This window comes from Dysosmobacter sp., from assembly GCF_034093755.1.
Taxonomy (GTDB): domain Bacteria; phylum Bacillota; class Clostridia; order Oscillospirales; family Oscillospiraceae; genus Oscillibacter.
Genome location: NZ_JAXEBZ010000079.1, coordinates 23,403 through 44,365, shown reverse-complemented (window position 1 = coordinate 44,365; position 20,963 = coordinate 23,403). Strand labels below are relative to the sequence as shown.

The 20,963-nt window shown below is 63.0% G+C and carries 18 protein-coding genes; all 18 read left to right on the top strand.

Going from position 1 to position 20,963, the window contains the following annotated elements; all coding sequences use genetic code 11:
- The 18 genes from SOX55_RS10930 (at window position 1) to SOX55_RS10845 (ending at window position 20,798) form a co-directional block, all read left to right on the top strand.
- Window positions 1-624, top strand: coding sequence for a ribonuclease HII (locus tag SOX55_RS10930; protein WP_325287488.1), 624 nt, complete (start codon window positions 1-3; stop codon window positions 622-624).
- On the top strand, window positions 621-986 hold the full coding sequence (locus SOX55_RS10925) for a YraN family protein (protein ID WP_325287487.1): 366 nt from the start codon (window positions 621-623) through the stop codon (window positions 984-986). The genes SOX55_RS10930 and SOX55_RS10925 overlap by 4 nt, the downstream gene beginning before the upstream one ends.
- Before the next feature lie 34 nt (window positions 987-1,020).
- Complete coding sequence (thrC, locus tag SOX55_RS10920) at window positions 1,021-2,508, top strand: threonine synthase (RefSeq protein ID WP_325287486.1); 1,488 nt, start codon at window positions 1,021-1,023, stop codon at window positions 2,506-2,508.
- Window position 2,509: 1 nt separating this feature from the next.
- Window positions 2,510-2,998 (top strand): hypothetical protein, encoded by a 489-nt coding sequence (locus SOX55_RS10915; protein WP_325287485.1) that lies wholly within the window; start codon window positions 2,510-2,512, stop codon window positions 2,996-2,998.
- 58 nt (window positions 2,999-3,056) lie between these two features.
- A complete protein-coding gene (locus tag SOX55_RS10910) occupies window positions 3,057-3,743 on the top strand; it encodes a metallophosphoesterase (protein WP_325287484.1) in 687 nt (228 codons plus the stop codon).
- A gap of 91 nt (window positions 3,744-3,834) precedes the next feature.
- Entirely contained in the window at window positions 3,835-5,205 is a 1,371-nt protein-coding gene (gene tig, locus SOX55_RS10905) for a trigger factor (protein WP_325287483.1), read from the top strand.
- A 211-nt stretch (window positions 5,206-5,416) separates the two neighbouring features.
- On the top strand, window positions 5,417-5,998 hold the full coding sequence (clpP, locus tag SOX55_RS10900; protein WP_325287482.1) for an ATP-dependent Clp endopeptidase proteolytic subunit ClpP: 582 nt from the start codon (window positions 5,417-5,419) through the stop codon (window positions 5,996-5,998).
- A gap of 72 nt (window positions 5,999-6,070) precedes the next feature.
- Window positions 6,071-7,378 (top strand): ATP-dependent Clp protease ATP-binding subunit ClpX, encoded by a 1,308-nt coding sequence (gene clpX / locus SOX55_RS10895; protein WP_442873622.1) that lies wholly within the window; start codon window positions 6,071-6,073, stop codon window positions 7,376-7,378.
- A 67-nt stretch (window positions 7,379-7,445) separates the two neighbouring features.
- A complete protein-coding gene (lon, locus tag SOX55_RS10890; RefSeq protein WP_325287480.1) occupies window positions 7,446-9,863 on the top strand; it encodes an endopeptidase La in 2,418 nt (805 codons plus the stop codon).
- Window positions 9,864-9,879: 16 nt separating this feature from the next.
- Window positions 9,880-10,476: a ribosome biogenesis GTP-binding protein YihA/YsxC gene (yihA, locus tag SOX55_RS10885; protein ID WP_325287479.1), complete on the top strand. Its 597-nt coding sequence runs from the start codon at window positions 9,880-9,882 to the stop codon at window positions 10,474-10,476.
- A 140-nt stretch (window positions 10,477-10,616) separates the two neighbouring features.
- On the top strand, window positions 10,617-11,333 hold the full coding sequence (gene pyrH, locus SOX55_RS10880; RefSeq protein WP_325287478.1) for a UMP kinase: 717 nt from the start codon (window positions 10,617-10,619) through the stop codon (window positions 11,331-11,333).
- Window positions 11,334-11,339: 6 nt separating this feature from the next.
- Window positions 11,340-11,897 (top strand): ribosome recycling factor, encoded by a 558-nt coding sequence (frr, locus tag SOX55_RS10875; RefSeq protein WP_325287477.1) that lies wholly within the window; start codon window positions 11,340-11,342, stop codon window positions 11,895-11,897.
- On the top strand, window positions 11,897-12,652 hold the full coding sequence (locus SOX55_RS10870; protein ID WP_325287476.1) for an isoprenyl transferase: 756 nt from the start codon (window positions 11,897-11,899) through the stop codon (window positions 12,650-12,652). Before frr ends, SOX55_RS10870 begins: the two co-directional genes overlap by 1 nt.
- On the top strand, window positions 12,649-13,455 hold the full coding sequence (locus tag SOX55_RS10865; RefSeq protein WP_325287475.1) for a phosphatidate cytidylyltransferase: 807 nt from the start codon (window positions 12,649-12,651) through the stop codon (window positions 13,453-13,455). The genes SOX55_RS10870 and SOX55_RS10865 overlap by 4 nt, the downstream gene beginning before the upstream one ends.
- Before the next feature lie 9 nt (window positions 13,456-13,464).
- Window positions 13,465-14,619: a 1-deoxy-D-xylulose-5-phosphate reductoisomerase gene (locus tag SOX55_RS10860; protein ID WP_325287519.1), complete on the top strand. Its 1,155-nt coding sequence runs from the start codon at window positions 13,465-13,467 to the stop codon at window positions 14,617-14,619.
- Window positions 14,620-14,626: 7 nt separating this feature from the next.
- On the top strand, window positions 14,627-15,697 hold the full coding sequence (locus SOX55_RS10855; RefSeq protein ID WP_325287474.1) for a M50 family metallopeptidase: 1,071 nt from the start codon (window positions 14,627-14,629) through the stop codon (window positions 15,695-15,697).
- Window positions 15,698-15,711: 14 nt separating this feature from the next.
- Window positions 15,712-16,749 carry a flavodoxin-dependent (E)-4-hydroxy-3-methylbut-2-enyl-diphosphate synthase gene (ispG, locus tag SOX55_RS10850; protein WP_325287473.1) on the top strand — a complete coding sequence of 346 codons (1,038 nt, stop codon included), beginning with the start codon at window positions 15,712-15,714 and terminating at the stop codon, window positions 16,747-16,749.
- A gap of 56 nt (window positions 16,750-16,805) precedes the next feature.
- A complete protein-coding gene (locus SOX55_RS10845) occupies window positions 16,806-20,798 on the top strand; it encodes a PolC-type DNA polymerase III (protein ID WP_325287472.1) in 3,993 nt (1,330 codons plus the stop codon).
- The last annotated feature ends 165 nt before the right edge of the window (window positions 20,799-20,963 follow it).

The window sequence follows — 20,963 nt, the reverse complement described above, 5'->3', positions numbered from 1 at the left end:
GTGGAGCTGTGGGCCTATGAGCGGGAACAGTGGGCAGCGGGCTTCGACACGGTCTGCGGCGTGGACGAGGCCGGCGCCGGACCTTTGGCGGGGCCGGTGTACGCGGCGGCGGTGATTCTGCCCCGGGAGCTGGAGATCCCCGGCCTCAACGACTCCAAAAAGCTGACGGAGAAAAAGCGGGAGGCGCTGTTCGACGTGATCACCAACCAGGCCGCGGCCTTTGCCGTGGCCCGGGTGGAGGCGGCGGACATCGATGAGATGGACATCCTCAACGCCCGGATGCTGGCCATGCAGAAGGCTATTGACGCCCTGCCGGTACGGCCGGACATGGCCCTCATCGACGGCAACCGGGACCACGGCAGCCGGTATGCCATCCGCACACCCCATGTCACCATCGTCAAGGGCGACGGACTCAGCGCCTCCATCGCCGCGGCGTCCATCCTGGCCAAGGTGAGCCGGGACCGCTATGCCGCCGCGGAGCTGGACGCCCAATATCCGGAGTATCAGTTCGCCCGCCACAAGGGCTACGGGACGAAGCTGCATTACGCCATGCTGGACCGGTACGGCCCCTGCCCGGCCCACCGGAAAACCTTTCTGAAAAAGTGGGAGCAGGGGAAGCCATGAGCAAAACGAGAGACCTGGGGAATCTGGGGGAGGCGGAGACCGCCCGGTACCTGCGCAAACGGGGTTGCACTTTGCTTGCCAGCCAGTGGCGCTGCCGGTTCGGGGAGATTGACCTCATCGCCAAGGACCGGAGAGGGACCGTGTGCTTTGTGGAAGTGAAGCTGCGGGGCGCCCATTCCCCGGCGCTGCCCCGGGAGTTCGTGGACCGGCGGAAGCAGGAGCGGCTGCGGACCGCCGCCGCCTTCTGGCTGACCGCCAACGATCTGACGGACGCACCCGCCCGGTTTGACGTGGCGGAGGTCTATGTGGACGAAAACGGCCGCGTTCTGCGGATGGAATATCTGGAGGACGCGTTCTCATAAAAACAAATTTTCCTGTGAAATGAGGAATGTACAAATGAAGTATTACAGCACCCGGGACATCTCTTTGCGCTATGAATCGGCAGATGCCATCAAAATGGGCCTCTCCCGCGACGGCGGTCTGCTGACGCCCATAGAGATTCCCCAGATTGACCGGGCCTTCCTGGAGTCCCTGGTTTCCGCCTCCTATCAGGAGCGGGCCGCCAGAGTCATGGGCCTGTACCTCACCGATTACACCGTGGAGGAGCTGAAGGGCTTCGCCGACAACGCCTACGGCCCCGACAAGTTCGACACCGACGCCGTGGCCCCTGTCCGCCGGGTGGATGACGCCACCTACTGCCTGGAGCTGTGGCACGGCCCCACCTCCGCCTTCAAGGACATGGCGCTGCAGATGCTGCCCCAGCTGCTGTCCGCCGCCCTGAAAAAGACCGGCGAGGACAAGACGGTGTGCATCCTGGTGGCCACCTCCGGCGACACCGGCAAGGCCGCCATGGAGGGCTTCGCCGACGTGCCCCAGACCCGTATTATGGTGTTCTATCCCAAGGACGGCGTGTCCGCCGTGCAGGAGCTGCAGATGGTGACCCAGGAGGGCGCCAACGTGGGCGTCTGCTCCGTGGTGGGCAACTTCGATGACGCCCAGACCGGCGTGAAGCGCATCTTCTCCGACGAGGCCATCCGGGCTCAGCTGGCGGAGCGGGGCTTCTTCCTGTCCTCCGCCAACTCCATCAACTGGGGCCGCATCCTGCCCCAGGTGGTGTATTACATCTCCGCCTACTGCGATCTGCTGCGGGATGGAAAGATCACCATGGGCCAGGAGATCAACTTCTGCGTGCCTACCGGCAACTTCGGCGACATTCTGGCCGCTTATTACGCCAAGCGCATGGGCCTGCCGGTGGGCAAGCTGATCTGCGCCTCCAACTGCAATGACGTGCTGACGGACTTCCTGCGCACCGGCGTATATGACCGCAACCGTCCCTTCCACACCACCATGAGCCCCTCCATGGACATTCTGATCTCCAGCAACCTGGAGCGTCTGCTGTTCGACCTGTCCGGCGAGAATGACGCCGAGGTCCGGGGCTATATGGAGCAGCTGGGCAAGACCGGCCGCTACGAGGTGTCCGACACCATCAAGGCGGCGCTGAGCGAGCAGTATTGGGGCGGCTTCTGCGACGAGGAGGGCACCGCCGCCACCATCCATGACTACTATTTCAATCGTGGCTACCTCATCGACACCCATACCGCCGTGGCTGCCAACGTCATGGAGCAGTACCGGAAGGCCACCGGCGATGAGCGGGTGACGGTGTTCGTGTCCACCGCGTCTCCCTACAAGTTCTGCAACCACGTGCTTTCCGCCGTGGGGGAGACCCCCGAGGGCCAGGGCGTGGAGCTGCTGGACCAGCTGAACCGGGTGTCCGGCGTTGCGGTGCCCCGCCGTCTGGCGGCGCTGAAGGGCAAGACCCGCCGCTTTGACCAGAGCTGCGAGAAGCAGAACATGGAGAACGTGGTGCTGGACTTCCTGAAATAAGATGAAGCTGCGGAACCGGGAGCGCTTTTGCGTGGCGTCGCCCTGCGACTGCCTGACGGCGGTGGGGCTGCTGCGGAGCCATACGGCCTCCCGCCGGGGAGACGGGGTCTGCACCGAGGTCTGCTTCACGGGAGAGATTCCCTACGGCGGCACGGAATTCACGCTGCAGCCGGCCCTTTCCTGCCGGAATTCCTGGCTGCCGGTGCTGCGGTGCTCCGTGGTTCCGGCGGAGGGCGGCAGCGTCCTGACGGTGGACGCCCGCTGCCATTGGCTCGTCCGGGGCTTCATGGCGGTGTGGTGCGGCGTCCTGCTGGTGTTTACCCTGGGCGGTGTGCTGGCGGCGGCGATAGATGGCTTTTTCTGGGAAGTGCTGATGGCTCCGGCCATGCTGGCGTTCGGGGTGATCCTGTCCCGTGCCTGCTTTCAACGGCCGCTGAACCGGGCCAGGAAAGACCTGTGCCGTATCCTGCAGGGCGAAGTGCGGGAATAAGACAGGGGCACCTGCGGATTTCACAGAGACTTTGCGACGACAGAAAGGAGGGGCGGCGATGGCCCTCTATGCCATGGGGGACTTGCACCTCTCCCTGAGCGGAAACAAATCCATGGAAGTGTTCGGCCCGGCCTGGGAGAACTATGTGGACCGGATCGGGGAGTCCCTGAGCCAACTGACGGAGGAGGACCTGCTGGTGCTGGCGGGGGACACCTCCTGGGGTATGTCCCTGGCGGAGGCGGAGGCGGACTTCCGGTTTCTGGAGCAGTTCCCCTGCCGGAAGCTGCTGGTGAAGGGAAACCATGACTACTGGTGGACCACCGTGTCCAAGATGAACGCCTTTTTCCGGGAGAAGGACTTTCACACATTCGGCTTTCTCCACAACAACTGCGCCGAGTACGGCGGCTGGGCCGTCTGCGGTACCCGGGGCTGGTTTCTGGAGGAGAACCAGAAGCCCCACAACGCCAAGGTGCTGAACCGGGAGCTGATGCGCTTGGAGACCTCGCTGCAGTCGGCGGGGGAGCGGCCCATCCTGTGCTTTCTCCACTATCCGCCGCTGTACCAGGGGTATGAGTGCCCGGAGATTCTGGCGCTGCTGTCCGGATACCATGTGAAGCAGTGCTGCTACGGCCATCTCCACGGCGCCACCATCCGCCGCAGAATCGAGGGCGTGCGGGGGGAAACGGCGTTTTCCCTGATCTCCGGCGACCACCTGGGTTTTATTCCGAAAAAAATTTGTGAATAAGCGAAAAAAGTATGGATTTTTCTCAGATTTTCTGCTAAAATCACTTGATGCACCGGCTTTGAGCCGATGATGAACGGAGGAGTAAACAAAAATGAGTGTTAAGAGCTGCGAAAAACTGGAAAAGAACGAGGTTGCACTGACCGTCGAAGTTGGCGCCGAAGAATTTCAGGCCGCCGTTGAGAAGGCTTACCGCCAGAAGCGCAAGGACATCCGCGTCCCCGGCTTCCGCCCCGGCAAGGCCCCCCGTCATCTGATCGAGAAGATGTATGGCGCTGAGGTGTTCTACTCCGACGCCATCGACCTCGTCTGGTTCGACGCATATAAGAACGCCGTCACCGAGCAGGAGCTGCGGGTTGTGGGCGAGCCCAAGGTGGAGCTGGAGGGTGAGGTCACCCGGGACGGCTTTACCTTCAAGGCCATCGTCCCCGTCTATCCCGAGGTCACCCTGGGTCAGTACAAGGGCCTGAGCGCCCCCAAGGCTGAGGTGAAGGTCACCGCCGCCGACGTCAATGAGCGTCTGCAGCAGCTGACCGAGCGCAACACCCGCCTGGTGTCTGTGGACCGTCCCGTGGAGACCGGCGACACCGCGGTCATCGATTACAAGGGCACCGACAACGGCGTGGCCTTCGACGGCGGCACCGCCGAGAACTACAGCCTGGAGATCGGCTCCGGCTCCTTCGTCCCCGGCTTCGAGGACCAGATCATCGGCATGAAGGCCGGTGAGGAGAAGGACATCGACATCACCTTCCCCGAGGACTATCACGCGGACCTGGCCGGCAAGGCTGTGGTGTTCCATGTGAAGGTCAACGAGGTCAAGGCCAAGGACGTGCCCGAGCTGGACGATGAGTTTGCCAAGGACGTGTCCGAGTTTGACACCCTGAAAGAACTGAAGGCCGACCTGAAGAAGAAGATCACCGCCGAGCGGGAGACCGCCGCCAACCAGGCCTTTGAGGACGCCCTGATGCAGCAGGTGGCCGACAACATCACCTGCGATGTGCCCGAGGCCATGGTGGAGAACCAGATCCGTCAGATGCTGGAGAACTACCGGATGCAGCTCCAGTCCCAGGGCATCCCCTATGACAAGTTCATGGAGATCACCGGCCAGACTGAGGAGAAGCTGCACGAGGACGCCAGGGAGCCCGCCCTGCGCCAGGTGCGCATGGATCTGGCTCTGGCCGCCATCATCGAGGCAGAGGCTGTGGAGGCCGCCGACGAGGACGTGGAGAAGGAGTACGCCGACCTGGCCGAGAGATACGGCATGGACGTGGAGAGCGTCAAGAAGTATCTGACCCGCGACGTGGTGGAGGATCAGGTCAAGAGCCGCAAGGCCGTTGCCATCGTCACCGACAGCGCCGTGGCTACCGCCCCCGTGGAGGAGGAGAAGCCCGCCAAGAAGACCGCTGCCAAGAAGTCTGCCAAGAAGGCCGAGGAGAAATCCGAGGAGACGGAAGAATCCAAATAATTCCGGGCATACTAAACGGAGAAGCGGCACGCTCTTACATGAATTCTACAAATTCTCGCAGGAGATCGTAGTATCATAGGTCGTGTGCGATCATGGTGCTGCTGTTGGCTTCAGCGCCGGGCGACCCGTACCGCGGGCCTGCGGCGCTGTTGCCATATCCGCCGGTGTGTCGGCGGGGCATGGGAGAGCAAAGTTTCAAGGAGGTATACCAATGAGTTTAGTCCCTTATGTTGTGGAACAGACCAACCGGGGCGAGCGGAGTTATGATATTTTCTCCCGCCTGCTCAGCGACCGCATCATCTATCTGGGCGAGGAGGTCAACGCCACCTCTGCCGGTCTTGTGGTGGCCCAGCTGCTGTATCTGGAGGCCCAGGACCCGGACAAGGACATCCAGCTGTATATCAACAGCCCCGGCGGCTCCGTCACCGACGGCTTCGCTATTTACGACACCATGCAGTATATCAAGTGCGATGTGTCCACCATCTGCGTGGGTATGGCGGCCAGCATGGGCGCGTTTTTGCTGTCCTCCGGCGCCAAGGGCAAGCGTCTGGTGCTGCCCAACGCCTGCGTCATGATCCATCAGCCCTCCGGCGGCTTCCAGGGTCAGGCCACGGACATCCAGATTCACACGGAGTATATTCTGAAGACCAAGCAGCGCCTGAATGAGATTCTGGCCGCCAACACCGGCCGGACCATCGAGGAGGTCCGGAACGCCACGGAGCGGGACAACTTCCTCACCGCCCAGGAGGCGCTGGACTTTGGCCTGGTGGACAAGGTCATTACCAGCCGCTGATCCGGCGGAACGGAACCTCCGCACCGGAGGCAGCGACATCTTTTCAGCGCCGCATGGCGCATGGAGGTTTTCATGAACGACGATAAGAAATCTCTCCGCTGCTCGTTCTGCGGCAAGCATGAGCAGCAGGTGCACCGTATGATTCAGGGTCCCGGCGTCCGCATCTGCGACGAGTGCGTGGAGCTGTGCGTCAGCATCCTGAACGACGGTTACGAGGACCGGGGCAGCAGCCTGGAGGAAACGCTGGACAAGCTGCCCACTCCCCGGGAGATCAAAGAGGTGCTGGACCAGTATGTCATCGGGCAGGATGAGGCCAAGGTGGCCCTGTCCGTGGCGGTCTACAACCACTACAAGCGGATTTTCTTCGGCGGCGACGAGGACGTGGAGCTGCAGAAGAGCAACATCCTCCTCATCGGACCCACCGGCTCCGGCAAGACCCTGTTTGCCCAGACCCTGGCCCGGATCCTGAAGGTCCCCTTCGCCATTGCCGACGCCACCACCCTGACGGAGGCCGGCTACGTGGGCGACGATGTGGAGAACATCCTGCTGCGGCTGCTGCAGGCGGCGGATTTTGACGTGGAGCGGGCCGAGCGGGGCATCATCTATGTGGATGAGATCGACAAGATCGCCCGCAAGAGCGAGAACACCTCCATCACCCGGGATGTCTCCGGCGAGGGCGTGCAGCAGGCACTGCTGAAAATCGTGGAGGGCACCGTGGCCAACGTGCCGCCCCAGGGCGGCCGCAAGCACCCCCATCAGGAGTTTATCCAGCTGAACACCAAGAACATTCTGTTCATCTGCGGCGGCGCGTTCGACGGCCTGGACAAGATCATCGAGCGCCGGGTGGAGACCAAGAGCATCGGCTTTGACGCGCCGGTGACCAGCAAGAAGGACCGGGACGTGGGTAAGCTGTTCCGCCAGGTGCAGCCCCATGACCTGCTGAAATTCGGCATCATTCCGGAGTTGGTGGGCCGCCTGCCGGTGATCGCCTCCCTCAACAGCCTGACCCGGGAGGATCTGGTGAAGATTCTGACGGAGCCGAAAAACGCGCTGGTGAAGCAGTACAAAAAGCTGATGGAGTACGATGACGTGGACCTGGAGTTCCAGCCGGAGGCGCTGGAGGCCATTGCCGACAAGGCCATCGAGCGCAACATCGGCGCCCGGGGCCTGCGGGCGGTGATGGAGGGTCTGCTGACCCAGGTGATGTATGACGTGCCCTCCGATCCCACGGTGGAAAAGGCGGTCATCACCAAGGCCTGCGTGGAGGGTACGGAGCAGCCGGAGCTGACCCACAACCCCGATAAGATCAATTATGCGGTGAAGTTGAACACCGGCAAGGGCGAGAGCAAAGCGGCTCCGGACCCTGCTTCGGCGTCTTGAGCTTGAGACGAATGACTGGAGGGACGCCGGAGGGCGTCCCTCTTCCGCACGGAGAAAGGAATTCCCCATGGAACTGACAAGCTGGAATATCCCGGTACTGGCCCTGCGAGGCCTGACGGTATTCCCCCATATGAATCTGAATTTTGACGTGGAGCGTCCCATGTCCGTCCGGGCACTGGAACACGCCATGGAAAACGACCAGCGCATCTTCCTGGTGACCCAGCGGGAGGTGGGCGTGGCGGAGCCGCAGGAAAAGGACCTCTATCCCGTGGGCACGGTCTCCCGGGTGGTGCAGATTCTACGCCTTTCCCCCACCTCCGTCCGGGTGATGGTGGAGGGTGAGCACCGTGCCCGGCTGAAACGGCTGTGGCAGACCAGCCCCTACCTGCAGGCCAATGTGGAGCTGCTGCCGGAGGAGATCCCCTCGGAGGCCTTTTCCCGCAGTCCCCGGACGGAGGCGCTGCTGCGCCAGACCATCAACCTGTTCGGCGAGTATGCCCAGCAGGTGGGCGGCATCCCGGAGGAGCTGCAGGCTGCCGTGCTGGACTGCCGGGACCTGGGCTATCTGGCGGACTATATCGCCCAGAACATCAGCATCCGCCCCGGCGACAAGCAGGAGATTCTGGAGGAGACCAACCCCTTCCTGCGGCTCAAGCGGCTCAATGATTTCCTGGCCCGGGAGAACGACGTTCTGGGCTTTGAGAAAGAGATGGAGGGGAAGGTCCGCGGCCAGCTGGAGCGCTCCCAGAGGGAGCAGATTCTGCGGACCCAGATTCGGGTGATGCAGAACGAGCTGGGGGAGACGGACGACGATGACGAGATCGAAACCTACCGCAGCCGCATCAAGGAGCTGGCCCTGCCGGAGGAGACGGAGGAGCACCTGCTGAAGGAAGTGAACCGCCTGGCCAAGCAGCCCTTCGGCAGCGCGGAGGCGGCGGTGTGCCGGAACTATCTGGACGTGTGCCTGGAGATGCCCTGGAACGTCACCACCCGGGAGCGGCTGAACGTGGCCGCCGCCCGGAAGATTCTGGACCGGGACCACTACGGCCTGCAGAAGGTGAAAGAGCGCATTCTGGAGACGCTGGCGGTGCGCCAGATGAACCCGGAGGGGAAGGGGCAGATCATCTGCCTGGTAGGCCCTCCCGGCGTGGGCAAAACCTCCATCGCCATCTCCATCGCCTCGGCCCTGAACCGGAAGCTGGCCCGGCTGTCCCTGGGCGGCGTCCGGGACGAGGCGGACATCCGGGGCCACCGCAAGACCTACATAGGCGCCATGCCCGGCCGGGTGGTGGAGGCCATCAGCCGCAGCGGGTCCATGAATCCTCTGCTGCTGCTGGATGAGATCGACAAGCTGGGGAATGATTACCGGGGAGACCCGGCGTCGGCGCTGCTGGAGGTGCTGGACTCGGAGCAGAACAACAGCTTCCGGGACCACTTCCTGGAGATCCCCCTGGACCTCTCCAGGGTGATGTTCATCACCACCGCCAACACCACCAGTACCATCCCCCGGCCGCTGCTGGACCGGATGGAGGTCATTGAGCTCAGCAGCTATACCGACGAGGAGAAGCTGCAGATCGCCCGCCGCCACCTGCTGCCCAAGGAGATGGCGGAGCACGGCCTGAAAAAGACGCAGCTTCGCGTCAGCGATGACGCCCTGCGGGCCATCATCCGGGACTATACCCGGGAGTCCGGCGTCCGCCAGCTGGAGCGCCAGATCGCGGCGCTGTGCCGGAAAACGGATATGCGCCTGCTGACAAGCACTGTAAAGCGGGTTTCCATTACAGAAAAAGACCTGCATGCGCTGCTGGGTCCCGCCCGGAATCCCCCGGCTCTCCACACGGAGCAGGAGGAAATCGGCGTGGTCAACGGCCTTGCGTGGACGGAAGCCGGCGGCGAGATCCTGGAGGTGGAGGTCAACGTCACCGAGGGCAGCGGCAAGCTGGAACTCACCGGCAACCTGGGCGACGTGATGAAGGAGTCGGTCCAGGCGGCCCTCAGCTGCCTGCGCAGCCGCACGGCTCAGCTGGGCATCGCCGGCGACTTCTACAAGACCAAGGACATCCATGTCCACTTCCCGGAGGGCGCGGTGCCTAAGGACGGCCCCTCCGCCGGCATCGCCATTGCCACGGCCCTGACCTCCGCCCTGACGGGCCGGAAAATCCGGGCTCATCTGGCCATGACCGGTGAGATCACCATCCGGGGCCGGGTGCTGGCCATCGGCGGACTGAAGGAGAAAACCATGGCCGCCCTGCGCAACAGCGTCCGGACGGTGATCATCCCCAATGACAACGTGCGGGACCTGGACGAGATCGACCAGACCGTCCGGGCCGGACTGAACTTCGTGCCGGTGACCACGGTGGATGAGGTGCTGGCCGCGGCCCTGGCGCCCCAGCCGGTGACGGTGCAGCCCCCCGCCCCGGAGGAGCCGGCGGCGGCCTTCGCTCCCGCCCGGGAGGGAAATGAGAATGCCGCCCTGCGGCAGTGAAAGTTGAGGTGCCCCCATGGCCCTGAATTTTGCGAAAGCTGAATTTGTCCGCGCCGCCGCCAGCCAGAAGGATTTCCTGCGGGACACCATGCCCCAGTTCGCCTTCGCGGGGCGGTCCAACGTGGGCAAGTCCTCGGTGATCAACCGCCTGACAGGCCGGAAGAATCTGGCCTACGTGGGGGCGTCGCCGGGAAAGACCACCCAGATCAACTACTTCCGGGTGGACGGCCGGGCCTATCTGGTGGACCTGCCGGGCTACGGCTACGCCAAGGTCTCCCGGGAGGAGAAGGAGCGGTGGGGCCGGCTGATGGAGGCCTATTTTCAGGACGAGGCGGGCCTCATCACCCTGGGCGTCCTCATCGTGGACGCCCGCCACAAGCCCACCGCCAACGACCAGGTAATGCATGACTGGTTCCGCCAGACCGGCTGCCCGGAGATTGTGGTGGCCAACAAGGTGGACAAGCTGAAAAAGAGTCAGGTGGAGCCTGCCCTGGCCCTGATCCGGGAGACGCTGGAGCTGACGGAGCGGGACACCCTGGTGCCGTTTTCCGCGGAAAAGGGCATCGGAAAAGAGGAACTGGCGGGGCTGCTGTCCGCCGCCTGCGAAAACTGAACCCACGAAAACGCCCGGAGAGATTCTCCGGGCGTTTTCTTCCGGCCGGGGGATTTTTCGGGAAAATCTTGTCTACCCCCTATGCAAACCGGAAAAAATACGGTAAAATAGCGGTGACTATGGAATGGAGGTAGAATCCAGTGGATACACCTGCTTACAAGCGCGTATTATTGAAAATCAGCGGCGAGGCGCTGGCCGGCGAGAAGCACACCGGCCTGGATTTTGAGATGATCGGCAAGGTCTGTGACGTCATCAAGCAGTGCCTGGACATGGGCGTCCAGGTCGGCCTGGTGGTGGGCGGCGGCAACTTCTGGCGGGGAGCCAAGAACAGCGGCGGCGCCATGGAGCGCACTCGCGCCGACCATATGGGCATGCTGGCCACAGTGATGAACTGCCTGGCGGTGGCGGATGTCTGCGAGCAGAAGGGCATCCCCGTCCGGGTGCAGACCGCCATTGAGATGCGGGCCATTGCCGAGCCCTACATCCGCTCCAGGGCCATCCGGCACCTGGAGAAGGGCCGTGTGGTGATCTTCGGCGCGGGCACCGGCAACCCCTATTTCTCCACCGACACGGCGGCGGTGCTGCGGGCGGCGGAGATCAATGCCGACGTGATCCTGCTGGCCAAGAATGTGGACGGCGTCTATTCCGCCGACCCGGTGAAGGACCCCACCGCTGTCAAATACGATACCATCAGCTACGATCAGGTTCTGGCCCAGCACCTGATGGTGATGGACTCCACCGCCACGTCGCTGTCCATGGACAACCACATTCCCGTGCTGCTCTTCGCCCTGAAGGACCCGGAGAATATTCTGCGGGTGCTGCGCGGTGAGAAAATCGGAACGATTGTAAAGGAGTGAACCGTTATGTTGAAGGACGAATACAAGGTTTATGAGACCAAGATGAAAAAGAGCATCGATTCCGTGGCCGCGGACTTTGCCTCTGTCCGCGCCGGCCGGGCCAACGCCGCCGTGCTGGACCGTATCACCGTGGACTATTACGGCACCCCCACCCCCATTCAGCAGATTGCTTCCATCACCTCTCCCGATCCCCGCTCTCTGGTGATCCAACCCTGGGATAGCGGCGCCGTGAAGCTGATCAAGAAGGCCATCGAGACCTCCGACCTGGGCATCAATCCCCAGGATGACGGCCGTTCCCTGCGTCTGGCCTTCCCCCAGCTGACGGAGGAGCGCCGCAAGGAGCTGGTGAAGCAAATCCGCAAGTACGCCGAAAACGGCAAGGTGGCCATCCGCAACATCCGCCGGGATGCCATGGATGCCTTCAAGAAGCAGGAGAAGAAGTCCGAGATCACCGAGGACGAGATGAAGCAGGCGGAAAAGGACCTGCAGAAGCTGACCGATGACAGCTGCAAGAAAATCGACGAACTCCTGGCGAAAAAAGAAAAGGAACTGATGGCGGTCTGATGGCTGTCAAACAGACGGACAGTCTGGCGGGGCAGGTGGATATGACGCGCTTGCCTCGCCACATTGCCATTATCATGGACGGCAACGGTCGCTGGGCCACCCGGCGGGGCCTGCCCCGGACTGCCGGCCACAAGGCGGGAGCGGAGACCTTCCGCCGCATCGCCACCTACTGCAAGAACATCGGTGTGCAGTATCTGACGGTGTACGCCTTTTCCACGGAAAACTGGAAGCGCTCCGCCGACGAGGTGGGCGCGATCATGGCGCTGCTGAAAAAGTACATGGAAGAAGCGGTGGAGACCATGGAGCGGGACAACATCCGCCTCCACTTCTTCGGCGACATGACCCCTATCGCGCCGGAGCTGCGGGCTCTGGCCCGGGAGACCGACGAGATCACGGAACACCTGTCCGCCGACGCGTTTCAGGCCAACGTGTGCCTGAACTACGGCGGCCGGGACGAGATTCTGCGGGCCGTCCGGCAGTTCGCCGCCGACTGCGCGGCAGGGAAGCGGAAGCCGGAGGAGCTGGACGAGGCGCTGTTCTCCGGCTATCTGGACTCCCGGAACATTCCGGACCCGGACCTGATTATCCGCCCCAGCGGCGAGCTGCGGCTCAGCAATTTCCTGCTGTGGCAGTGCGCCTACTCGGAGTTCTACTTTACCGACGCGCTGTGGCCGGACTTTGATGAGGCGGAGCTGAACCGGGCCATCGTGGCCTTCCAGGCCCGTGACAGACGATTTGGAGGCGTCAAAAAATGACCTCTTTTCAGTCCAGAGTGCTGGTGTCCGTCATCGGCGTACCGCTGCTGGCATGGGTGGTGCTGTGGGCGCCGCCGGTGGTGCTGCTGATTGCGCTGTGCCTGCTGGCAGGCATCGGCGCCATTGAGCTGCAGCAGTGCGTCAGCGGCGCAAAACGCAGTGTGATGATCAGCATGAGCACCGTCTGCGCCATGCTTGTGGTGGGGTGGTACTATGGCTGCCCGGAGCAGGTGTCGCTGTTGTTCCTGCTGGAGACGCTGGTTTTCTTCGGCTATGCCATTGTGAAGGCGGGAGCGGTGAAGTTTGACCAGATCATGGCGGGGCTGTTCGGCAGCATTGCCATCGGCTATTCCTTCTCCGCGTTTTTGCGGCTGGAGGCCTCCGGCCTCCACCGGGCGTATCTGCTGCTGCCCTTCATCCTCAGCTTCGCCTGCGACACCTTCGCCTACCTGGTGGGATGCTCTATTGGCAAGCATAAGCTGGCCCCCAAAGTAAGCCCGAAAAAGAGCGTGGAGGGCGCGGTGGGCGGCCTGCTGGGAAATGTGCTGTGCGGATTGCTGTTCGCCGTTGTGATGGACCGCTGGTTCGGCGGCAGCATTGGCTGCGGCCCCATGGTGGTGCTGGCATTGGCCTGCGGCGTGGTGGCCCAGATCGGCGACCTCAGCTTCTCCCTCATCAAACGGGAGTTTGGCATCAAGGACTACGGCCATCTCTTCCTGGCCCACGGCGGCGTGCTGGACCGGTTTGACAGCGTCCTGTTCGTCACGCCGGTGCTGGAGATCATTCTGAACTTCGTGAGATAAAGGACAATGATGACGAATACGATTTCGATACTGGGGTCCACCGGCTCCATCGGCCGGCAGACGCTGGACGTGGCGGAGCAGCTGGGCCTGCGCGTGGCGGCGCTGACCGCCAACGCCAGCGTGGACCGGATCGAGCAGCAGGCGCGGCAGTTCCAGCCGCGTCTTGCCGTGCTTTATGACGAAAATGCGGCTGAGGAGCTGCGCCGGCGGCTGTCGGACACCAATATCCGGGTGGCCTCCGGCATGGAGGGACTGCTGGAGGCGGCCACCATGGCCGAGGCCGGCATTGTGGTTACCGCCGTGGTGGGCATGATCGGCCTGCGGCCCACGCTGGCCGCCATCCGGGCGAAAAAGCGCATTGCCCTGGCCAACAAGGAGACGCTGGTGTGCGCCGGAGAGCTGGTGATGGCTGAGGCGGCGCGGTGGGGCGCGGAGATTGTGCCGGTGGACTCGGAGCACTCCGCCATATTCCAGTGCCTCCAGGGCTGCCGGGACCGGAGGGAGATCCGGCGGCTGCTGCTGACCTGCTCCGGCGGCCCCTTCTATGGCAAGTCCTTCCGGGAGCTGGAGGGGATGACCCGGGCGGACGCCCTGCGCCACCCCAACTGGACCATGGGTCCCAAGATCACCGTGGACTCCGCCACGCTGATGAACAAGGGGCTGGAGGTCATTGAGGCCATGCGGCTGTACAGCCTGCCGCTGCGGCAGGTGCAGCCTGTCATTCACCGACAGAGCATTGTCCACTCCCTGGTGGAGTTCCGGGACGGTGCGGTGCTGGCCCAGCTGGGCACGCCGGATATGCGCCTGCCCATCCGCTACGCCCTGACGTATCCGGACCGGGCGGAGAGTCCGGCGGAGCCGCTGGACCTGCTGACCTGCCCGCCCCTGACCTTCGCGGAGCCAGACCTGGAGGCGTTTCCCTGCCTGCGTCTTGCCTTTGAGGCGGTTACCGTCGGCGGCACGGCCTGCGCCGTGCTCAACGGCGCCAACGAGGCGGCAGTGGGCCTGTTTTTGCAGGACCGGGTGGGCTTCAATGACATCTCCCGGCTGGTGGCCGGGGCGCTGGACGCGGTCCCTGTCCGGCAGAACCCGGCGCTGGAGGACATTCTGGAGGCGGACCGGCTGGCCCGGGCCGCTGTGCTGAACCCTGTAAAGGAGCGTTAATCTGCTGATGACCATTGTGTATATCCTTGCGGCAATCCTGATCTTCGGCGTGCTCATCGCTGTCCACGAGCTGGGTCATTTCCTGGCGGCCAAGGCCAGCGATGTGCAGGTGAACGAGTTTTCCATCGGCATGGGGCCGGAGATCTGGAGCCGCACCTCCGGCGAGACCCAGTACTCCCTGCGGCTGCTGCCCATCGGCGGCTTCTGCGCTATGGAGGGCGAGGAGGAGGCCTCTGACAACCCCCGGGCGCTGAACCGGCAGGGCTTCTGGAAAAAGCTGCTGATTTTCGCCGCCGGCGCCCTGATGAACCTGCTGATGGGATTTGTGATTCTGCTGATTCTCTACAGCGGAACGGAGCGATACCTCATCCCGCGGATCAGCGGTGTGGCGCCGGAGTTTCAGGCCCGGTACGGCGACGTGCTGCAGCCCGGCGACGAGTTTTACGCCATCAACGGCCAGCGGGTCTATATCTACGGCGACGTGGATTTGCTGCTGAGTCTGAAGGCCGGCGAGCCGCTGGACCTGACGGTGCTGCGGAACGGGGAAAAGGTGGTGCTGGAGGACCTGGTGTGGGACACCTGCACCAGCCCCGACGGCCAGAGCCAGTACAAAGGCTACGGCCTTTACCGGACGGCGGAGGCGGCGGAGGCCACGCCGCTGCAGAAGCTGCGGCTCAGCTGGCTGAACACCGTGGACTTTGCCCGCATTGTGGGTCTGAGCCTGCAGATGCTGGTGAACGGCGACGCCGGACTGGAGGATGTGGGCGGCCCGGTGATGATTGTGTCCACCATCACGGAGGTGGGGCAGTCCTCGGCAAACGCCCGGGAGGCTGTGGACAACATCCTGTATTTCGCGGCGCTCATCGCCGTGAACCTGGCGGTGATGAACCTGCTGCCCATTCCGGCGCTGGACGGCGGCCACATTGCGTTTCTGCTGCTGAACACCGTCAGCGACAAGCTGTTTGGCAGGCACATCCCGGACCGGTATGAGACGGCGGTCAGCGGCGCCTGCTTCGCCCTGCTGATGGGCTTCATGCTGTTCATTACCTTCTACGATGTATTCCGATTGATCCGGTAGGGAGGACGATTCCAATGACGAAACAGATCATGGTGGGAACGGTGGCTGTGGGCGGCGGTGCCCCGGTGTCCATCCAGTCCATGTGCAATACGAAAACCGATGATGTGGCGGCCACGGTGGCCCAGATTCACCGTCTGGAGGAGGCCGGCTGCGAGATCATCCGGGTGGCCATTCCCGACGAGGCGGCGGCCCTGGCGGTGGACAGAATCAAAGAGCAGATTCACATCCCCCTGGTGGCGGACATCCACTTCAACTACCGCTTCGCCCTGCTCTGCGCGGAGCGGGGCATTGACGCCATCCGCATCAATCCCGGCAACATCGGCGGGGAGGAGAAGGTGAAGGCGGTGGCGGACGAGTGCCGTCGCCGGGGCATCCCCATCCGCATCGGCGTCAACGGCGGCTCCCTGGAAAAGGAGCTGCGGGCCAGGTACGGCGGTGTCACCGCCGAGGCGCTGGTGGAAAGCGCCATGGGCCACGTGAAGCTGCTGAACAAGTTTGACTATGACGACATCTGCATCAGCGTGAAGTGCTCCGACGTGCCGCTGACCATGGCGGCCTACCGGCTGCTGAGCCAGCAGACGGACTACCCGCTGCACCTGGGCGTTACCGAGGCGGGCACGCCCTCCATGGGCATGGTGAAATCCGCCATGGGCATCGGCGGACTGCTGTGCCTGGGCATCGGCGACACGGTGCGGGTGACGCTGACGGCGGACCCGGTGGAGGAGATCTACGCCGCCCACAAGATCCTGAAGGCCGCCGGGCTGCGGAAGGAGGGGGTCAACCTCATCGCCTGCCCCACCTGCGGCCGTACCCGCATCGACCTGATCCCCATCGCCGAGGAGGTGGAGCGGCGGCTGTCGGGCTGCCGTAAAAACATCACCGTGGCAGTGATGGGCTGCGCCGTCAACGGCCCCGGCGAAGCCTCCGCCGCCGATATCGGCATCGCCGGCGGCAAGGGAGAGGGGCTGCTGTTCCGAAAAGGAGAAATCCTTTACAAAGTGCCCCAGGAGCGGCTTGTGGATGCCTTGATGGCGGAGATCGAAAACCTGTGAAACCATCGGAAGGGCAGGAGACGTGATCCTGCCCTTTTCGCGGAAAGAGGAGACCAATGGCAAAGAAGATACTATTTTTTCAGCTGTTTGCGGACCTGCTGGTGCCGCCTGAACTGAAGATTCGCCTGGCGGGGGCCAACATCACCAATGCGGTCATCGACCAGAAGTCCTTTACCATGGACCTGCGCATCACCACCCGCCAGCCCCTCAGCGAGGAGGACACGGCGGACCTGCAGCGGATGATTGCCGCCACCTACGGCTTTACCAAAGTGACCCTGACCCACACCTGCCTGACCACTCCGGTGCGGCAGGAGGCACCGGTGCCCGACTTCTCCGCCTCCGGCGGGGAGCGGAAGGCGGAGAAGATCTCCTCCGTGCTGCTGGGCAATCCCATCAAGGGAAAGCCCGTGCCCATGAAGGAGCTGAACGTGAAAATGGGCACCGTCACAGTGGCGGGCAAGGTGTTTGCGGCGGAGTGCCGGGAGACCCGGCGCCCCGGCATGTGGCGGATGAGCTTCGACATGACGGACTGCACCAACTCCGTCACCGTCCAGAAAAACCTGACCGCCAAGGAGGCGGAGACCTTCGGAAACGCCGTCCAGCCGGGCATGTGGCTGATGGTGCAGGGGAAGATGGAGCCCACCTGGGACGGCAAGGACATCCAGCTGAACCCCTACCACGTGAACGTCATCGAGCACCAGGGCCGGCAGGACACGGCGCCGGAAAAGCGTGTGGAGCTGCACCTCCACACCCGCATGAGCAACATGGACGCCCTGACGGACACAGGCTCCGTGGTGAAGCAGGCCATCAAGTGGGGCCACCCGGCCATCGCCATCACGGACCACGGCGTGGTCCAGTCCTTCCCGGACGCCAACAAGGCCGCCGGCGGAAAGATCAAGATCCTCTACGGCATGGAGGGCTATTTCATCAACAACCTGGACGACCGCATCGCCATCCACGGCCCCCGGGACTGTGACCTGGACGATGAGATTGTCTGCTTCGACATTGAGACCACCGGCCTGAAGGTCAGCCGGGAGGCCATCACCGAAATCGGCGCCGTGGTGCTGAGCCACGGCGAGGTGAAGGACCGGTTCCAGACCTTTGTGAACCCCAACCGGAAGCTGACGCCGGAGATCATCGGCCTCACCGGCATTACCGATGATATGCTGAAGGACGCGCCGCAGCTGAAGGACGCCCTGACGGACTTCCTGAAATTCGTGGACGGCCGCCCTCTGGCGGCCCACAACGCGGAGTTCGACATCAGCTTCATCCGGGAGGGCTGCCGGAAGGTGGGGCTGGGGTTCCAGCCCACCTATATCGACTCCCTGATTCTGGCCCAGAACCTGCTGCCCAATCTGGGAAAGTACAAGCTGGACGTGGTGGCGGATGCCCTGGAGCTGCCGTCCTTCAACCATCACCGGGCCAGCGACGATGCCGCCACCGTGGGCTACATGCTGATCCCCTTCTGGAAGATGCTGCGGGAGCGGGGCGTTGACCGCCTGCAGGACATCAACCGGGAGATGGAGAAGCTGCGGCCCCTGGGCAGCAAGTCCAACCGGTTCCCCAAGCACATCATCCTGCTGGCCCGGAACAAGCTGGGCCTGAAAAATTTGTATCAGCTGATCTCTCTGTCCAACCTGAAATACTTCAAGCGGGTGCCGGTGATTCCCAAAAGCGAGCTGAACCAGCACCGGGAGGGCCTGATCGTCGGCTCCGCCTGCGAGGCGGGAGAGCTGTTCCGGGCGGTGGTGGACCACAAGGACTGGGACGAGCTGAAGCGCATCGCCTCCTACTATGACTTCCTGGAGATTCAGCCCCTGTGCAACAACCACTTCATGCTTCGGGACGGCACGGTACAGTCGGAGGAGGAGCTGCGGGAGTTCAACCGGGTCATCGTCCGGCTGGGCGAGGAGCTGGGCAAGCCCGTCTGCGCCACCGGCGACGTCCACTTCCAGGAGCCGGAGGACGAGGTGTACCGCCACATTCTGCTGGCCTCCAAGAAATTTGCCGACGCCAACGCGCCGCTGCCCATCTACTTCAAGACCACCGACGAGATGCTGGAGGAATTCTCCTATCTGGGAAAGGAGAAGGCGCTGGAGGTGGTGGTGAAGAACCCCAGGATGATTGCCGACGCGGTGGAGAACATCGAGCTGCTGCCCAAGGAGCTGTTCCCGCCCCGGCTGGAAAACTCGGAGCAGGAGCTGAACAACCTGGTCTGGAGCAAGGCCCACGAGCTGTACGGCGAGAATCCGCCCCAGCTGATTGTGGACCGTCTAAACGTGGAGCTGGGCAGCATTCTGGGCAAGTACGACGTGGTGTACATGTCCGCCCAAAAGTTGGTGCAGCGGTCCCTGGAAAACGGCTACCTGGTAGGCTCCCGCGGCTCTGTGGGCTCCTCTCTGGTGGCCTATATGTCCGGCATCACGGAGGTGAACTCCCTGCCGCCCCACTACCGCTGCCCCAAGTGCAAGAACAGCGAGTTCATCATGGACGGCTCCTACGGCTGCGGCGCGGACATGCCCGACAAGGTCTGCCCCGTCTGCGGCACCAAGTATGTGAAGGACGGCTTCGACATCCCCTTTGAGACCTTCCTGGGCTACGGCGGCGGCAAGGTGCCGGACATCGACCTAAACTTCTCCGGCGAATACCAGGCCCGGGCTCACCGCCACGCCATTGAGATGTTCGGCGAGACCCAGGTGTTCCGGGCCGGCACCATCGGTACCCTGGCGGAAAAGACCGCCTTCGGCTTCGTGAAAAAGTATCTGGAGGAGAACGGCATTGTGGCCGGCCGGGCGGAGGAGAACCGCCTGACCCAGGGATGCGTGGGTGTGCGCCGCACCACCGGCCAGCACCCCGGCGGCCTGGTGGTGGTCCCCGATGACATGGACGTGGAGGATTTCTGCGCCGTGCAGCACCCGGCGGACGCCGATGATTCCGACACCATCACCACCCATTTTGAATACCACTGCATGGAGGATAACCTGCTGAAGCTGGACATGCTGGGACACGATGACCCCACCATGGTCCGCATGATGGAGGACCTCACCGGCGTCAACGCCCGGCAGATTCCCCTGGATGACCCGGACACCATGTCCATTTTCACCAGCAGCAAGGTGCTGGGCTACGAAAATGACGAGGTGCTGGGTCCCACCGGCGCCGTGGCCATTCCGGAGTTCAACACCCGCTTTACCCGCCAGATGCTGATGGACACCCAGCCCAAGGACTTCAACACCCTGGTGCGGCTGTCCGGCTTCTCCCACGGCACCGACGTGTGGCTGGGCAACGCCCGGGAGCTGATTGTCAGCGGCACCGCCAGCGTTCTGGAGACGGTGGGCTGCCGTGACGATATTATGCTCTACCTCATCTCCATGGGCCTGGAGCCGAAGATGTCCTTCAAGATCATGGAGGCGGTGCGAAAGGGCAAGGTGAAAAAGGGCGGCTTCCAGGAGGGCTGGGTGGAGGCCATGCGGGAGCACGATGTGCCGGAGTGGTACATCGAGTCCCTGGCCAAGATCGGCTACCTGTTCCCCAAGGCCCACGCCGTGGCCTACGTGACCATGGCTTTCCGCATCGCCTGGTTCAAGGTCCACGAGCCGCTGGCCTTCTACGCCACCTTCTTTTCCGTCCGGGCCAAGGCCTTCGACGCGGAGTTCTGCTGCGCCGGAAAGGAAGCGGTGAAGCGGAAAATCCGGGAGATTGAGAACAACAAGGACGCCACCGCCGTGGAGCAGTCCATGATGACTACGCTGGAGGTGTGCTACGAGTTCTACCTCCGGGGCTTCACCTTCGCCACCATCGACATCTACAACTCCGACGCCACCAAGTTCAAGGTGGTGGAAAACGGATTGCTGCCGCCCTTCACCTCTGTCCACGGACTGGGCGAGGCGGCGGCGCTGGATACGGTGGAAAAGCGGAAAGGGAAGACCTTCGTGTCCATCGAAGAGTTCTCCATGTGCTGCAACAAGCTGTCCAAGACCCACATTGAGCAGCTGAAAAAGCTGGGCGCCTTTGCCGGCATGGCGGACACCAGCCAGATGACCCTGTTCTGAGAGACAAGCGGGCGGCGCATGGCCGCCCGCTTGTTTTCCACTATTGACACGGCAGACAAAATGTGGTAGGCTTCATACAACCCACCATATTAATGGGTATTATAGAGAAATACATTTTGGAAAAGAACCGTTTTCTGTCCGTTGATTCTTTAGCGATTTTATGCT

Coding starts and splice junctions, on each gene's coding strand:
- thrC (WP_325287486.1), top strand. CDS start 1,021: ATGAAGTATTACAGCACCCGGGACATCTCTTTGCGCTATGAATCGGCA.
- SOX55_RS10845 (WP_325287472.1), top strand. CDS start 16,806: ATGGCAAAGAAGATACTATTTTTTCAGCTGTTTGCGGACCTGCTGGTG.
- tig (WP_325287483.1), top strand. CDS start 3,835: ATGAGTGTTAAGAGCTGCGAAAAACTGGAAAAGAACGAGGTTGCACTG.
- ispG (WP_325287473.1), top strand. CDS start 15,712: ATGACGAAACAGATCATGGTGGGAACGGTGGCTGTGGGCGGCGGTGCC.
- yihA (WP_325287479.1), top strand. CDS start 9,880: ATGGCCCTGAATTTTGCGAAAGCTGAATTTGTCCGCGCCGCCGCCAGC.
- SOX55_RS10915 (WP_325287485.1), top strand. CDS start 2,510: ATGAAGCTGCGGAACCGGGAGCGCTTTTGCGTGGCGTCGCCCTGCGAC.
- frr (WP_325287477.1), top strand. CDS start 11,340: ATGTTGAAGGACGAATACAAGGTTTATGAGACCAAGATGAAAAAGAGC.
- SOX55_RS10910 (WP_325287484.1), top strand. CDS start 3,057: ATGGCCCTCTATGCCATGGGGGACTTGCACCTCTCCCTGAGCGGAAAC.
- SOX55_RS10855 (WP_325287474.1), top strand. CDS start 14,627: ATGACCATTGTGTATATCCTTGCGGCAATCCTGATCTTCGGCGTGCTC.
- SOX55_RS10870 (WP_325287476.1), top strand. CDS start 11,897: ATGGCTGTCAAACAGACGGACAGTCTGGCGGGGCAGGTGGATATGACG.
- clpX (WP_442873622.1), top strand. CDS start 6,071: ATGAACGACGATAAGAAATCTCTCCGCTGCTCGTTCTGCGGCAAGCAT.
- SOX55_RS10865 (WP_325287475.1), top strand. CDS start 12,649: ATGACCTCTTTTCAGTCCAGAGTGCTGGTGTCCGTCATCGGCGTACCG.
- SOX55_RS10925 (WP_325287487.1), top strand. CDS start 621: ATGAGCAAAACGAGAGACCTGGGGAATCTGGGGGAGGCGGAGACCGCC.
- clpP (WP_325287482.1), top strand. CDS start 5,417: ATGAGTTTAGTCCCTTATGTTGTGGAACAGACCAACCGGGGCGAGCGG.
- lon (WP_325287480.1), top strand. CDS start 7,446: ATGGAACTGACAAGCTGGAATATCCCGGTACTGGCCCTGCGAGGCCTG.
- SOX55_RS10860 (WP_325287519.1), top strand. CDS start 13,465: ATGACGAATACGATTTCGATACTGGGGTCCACCGGCTCCATCGGCCGG.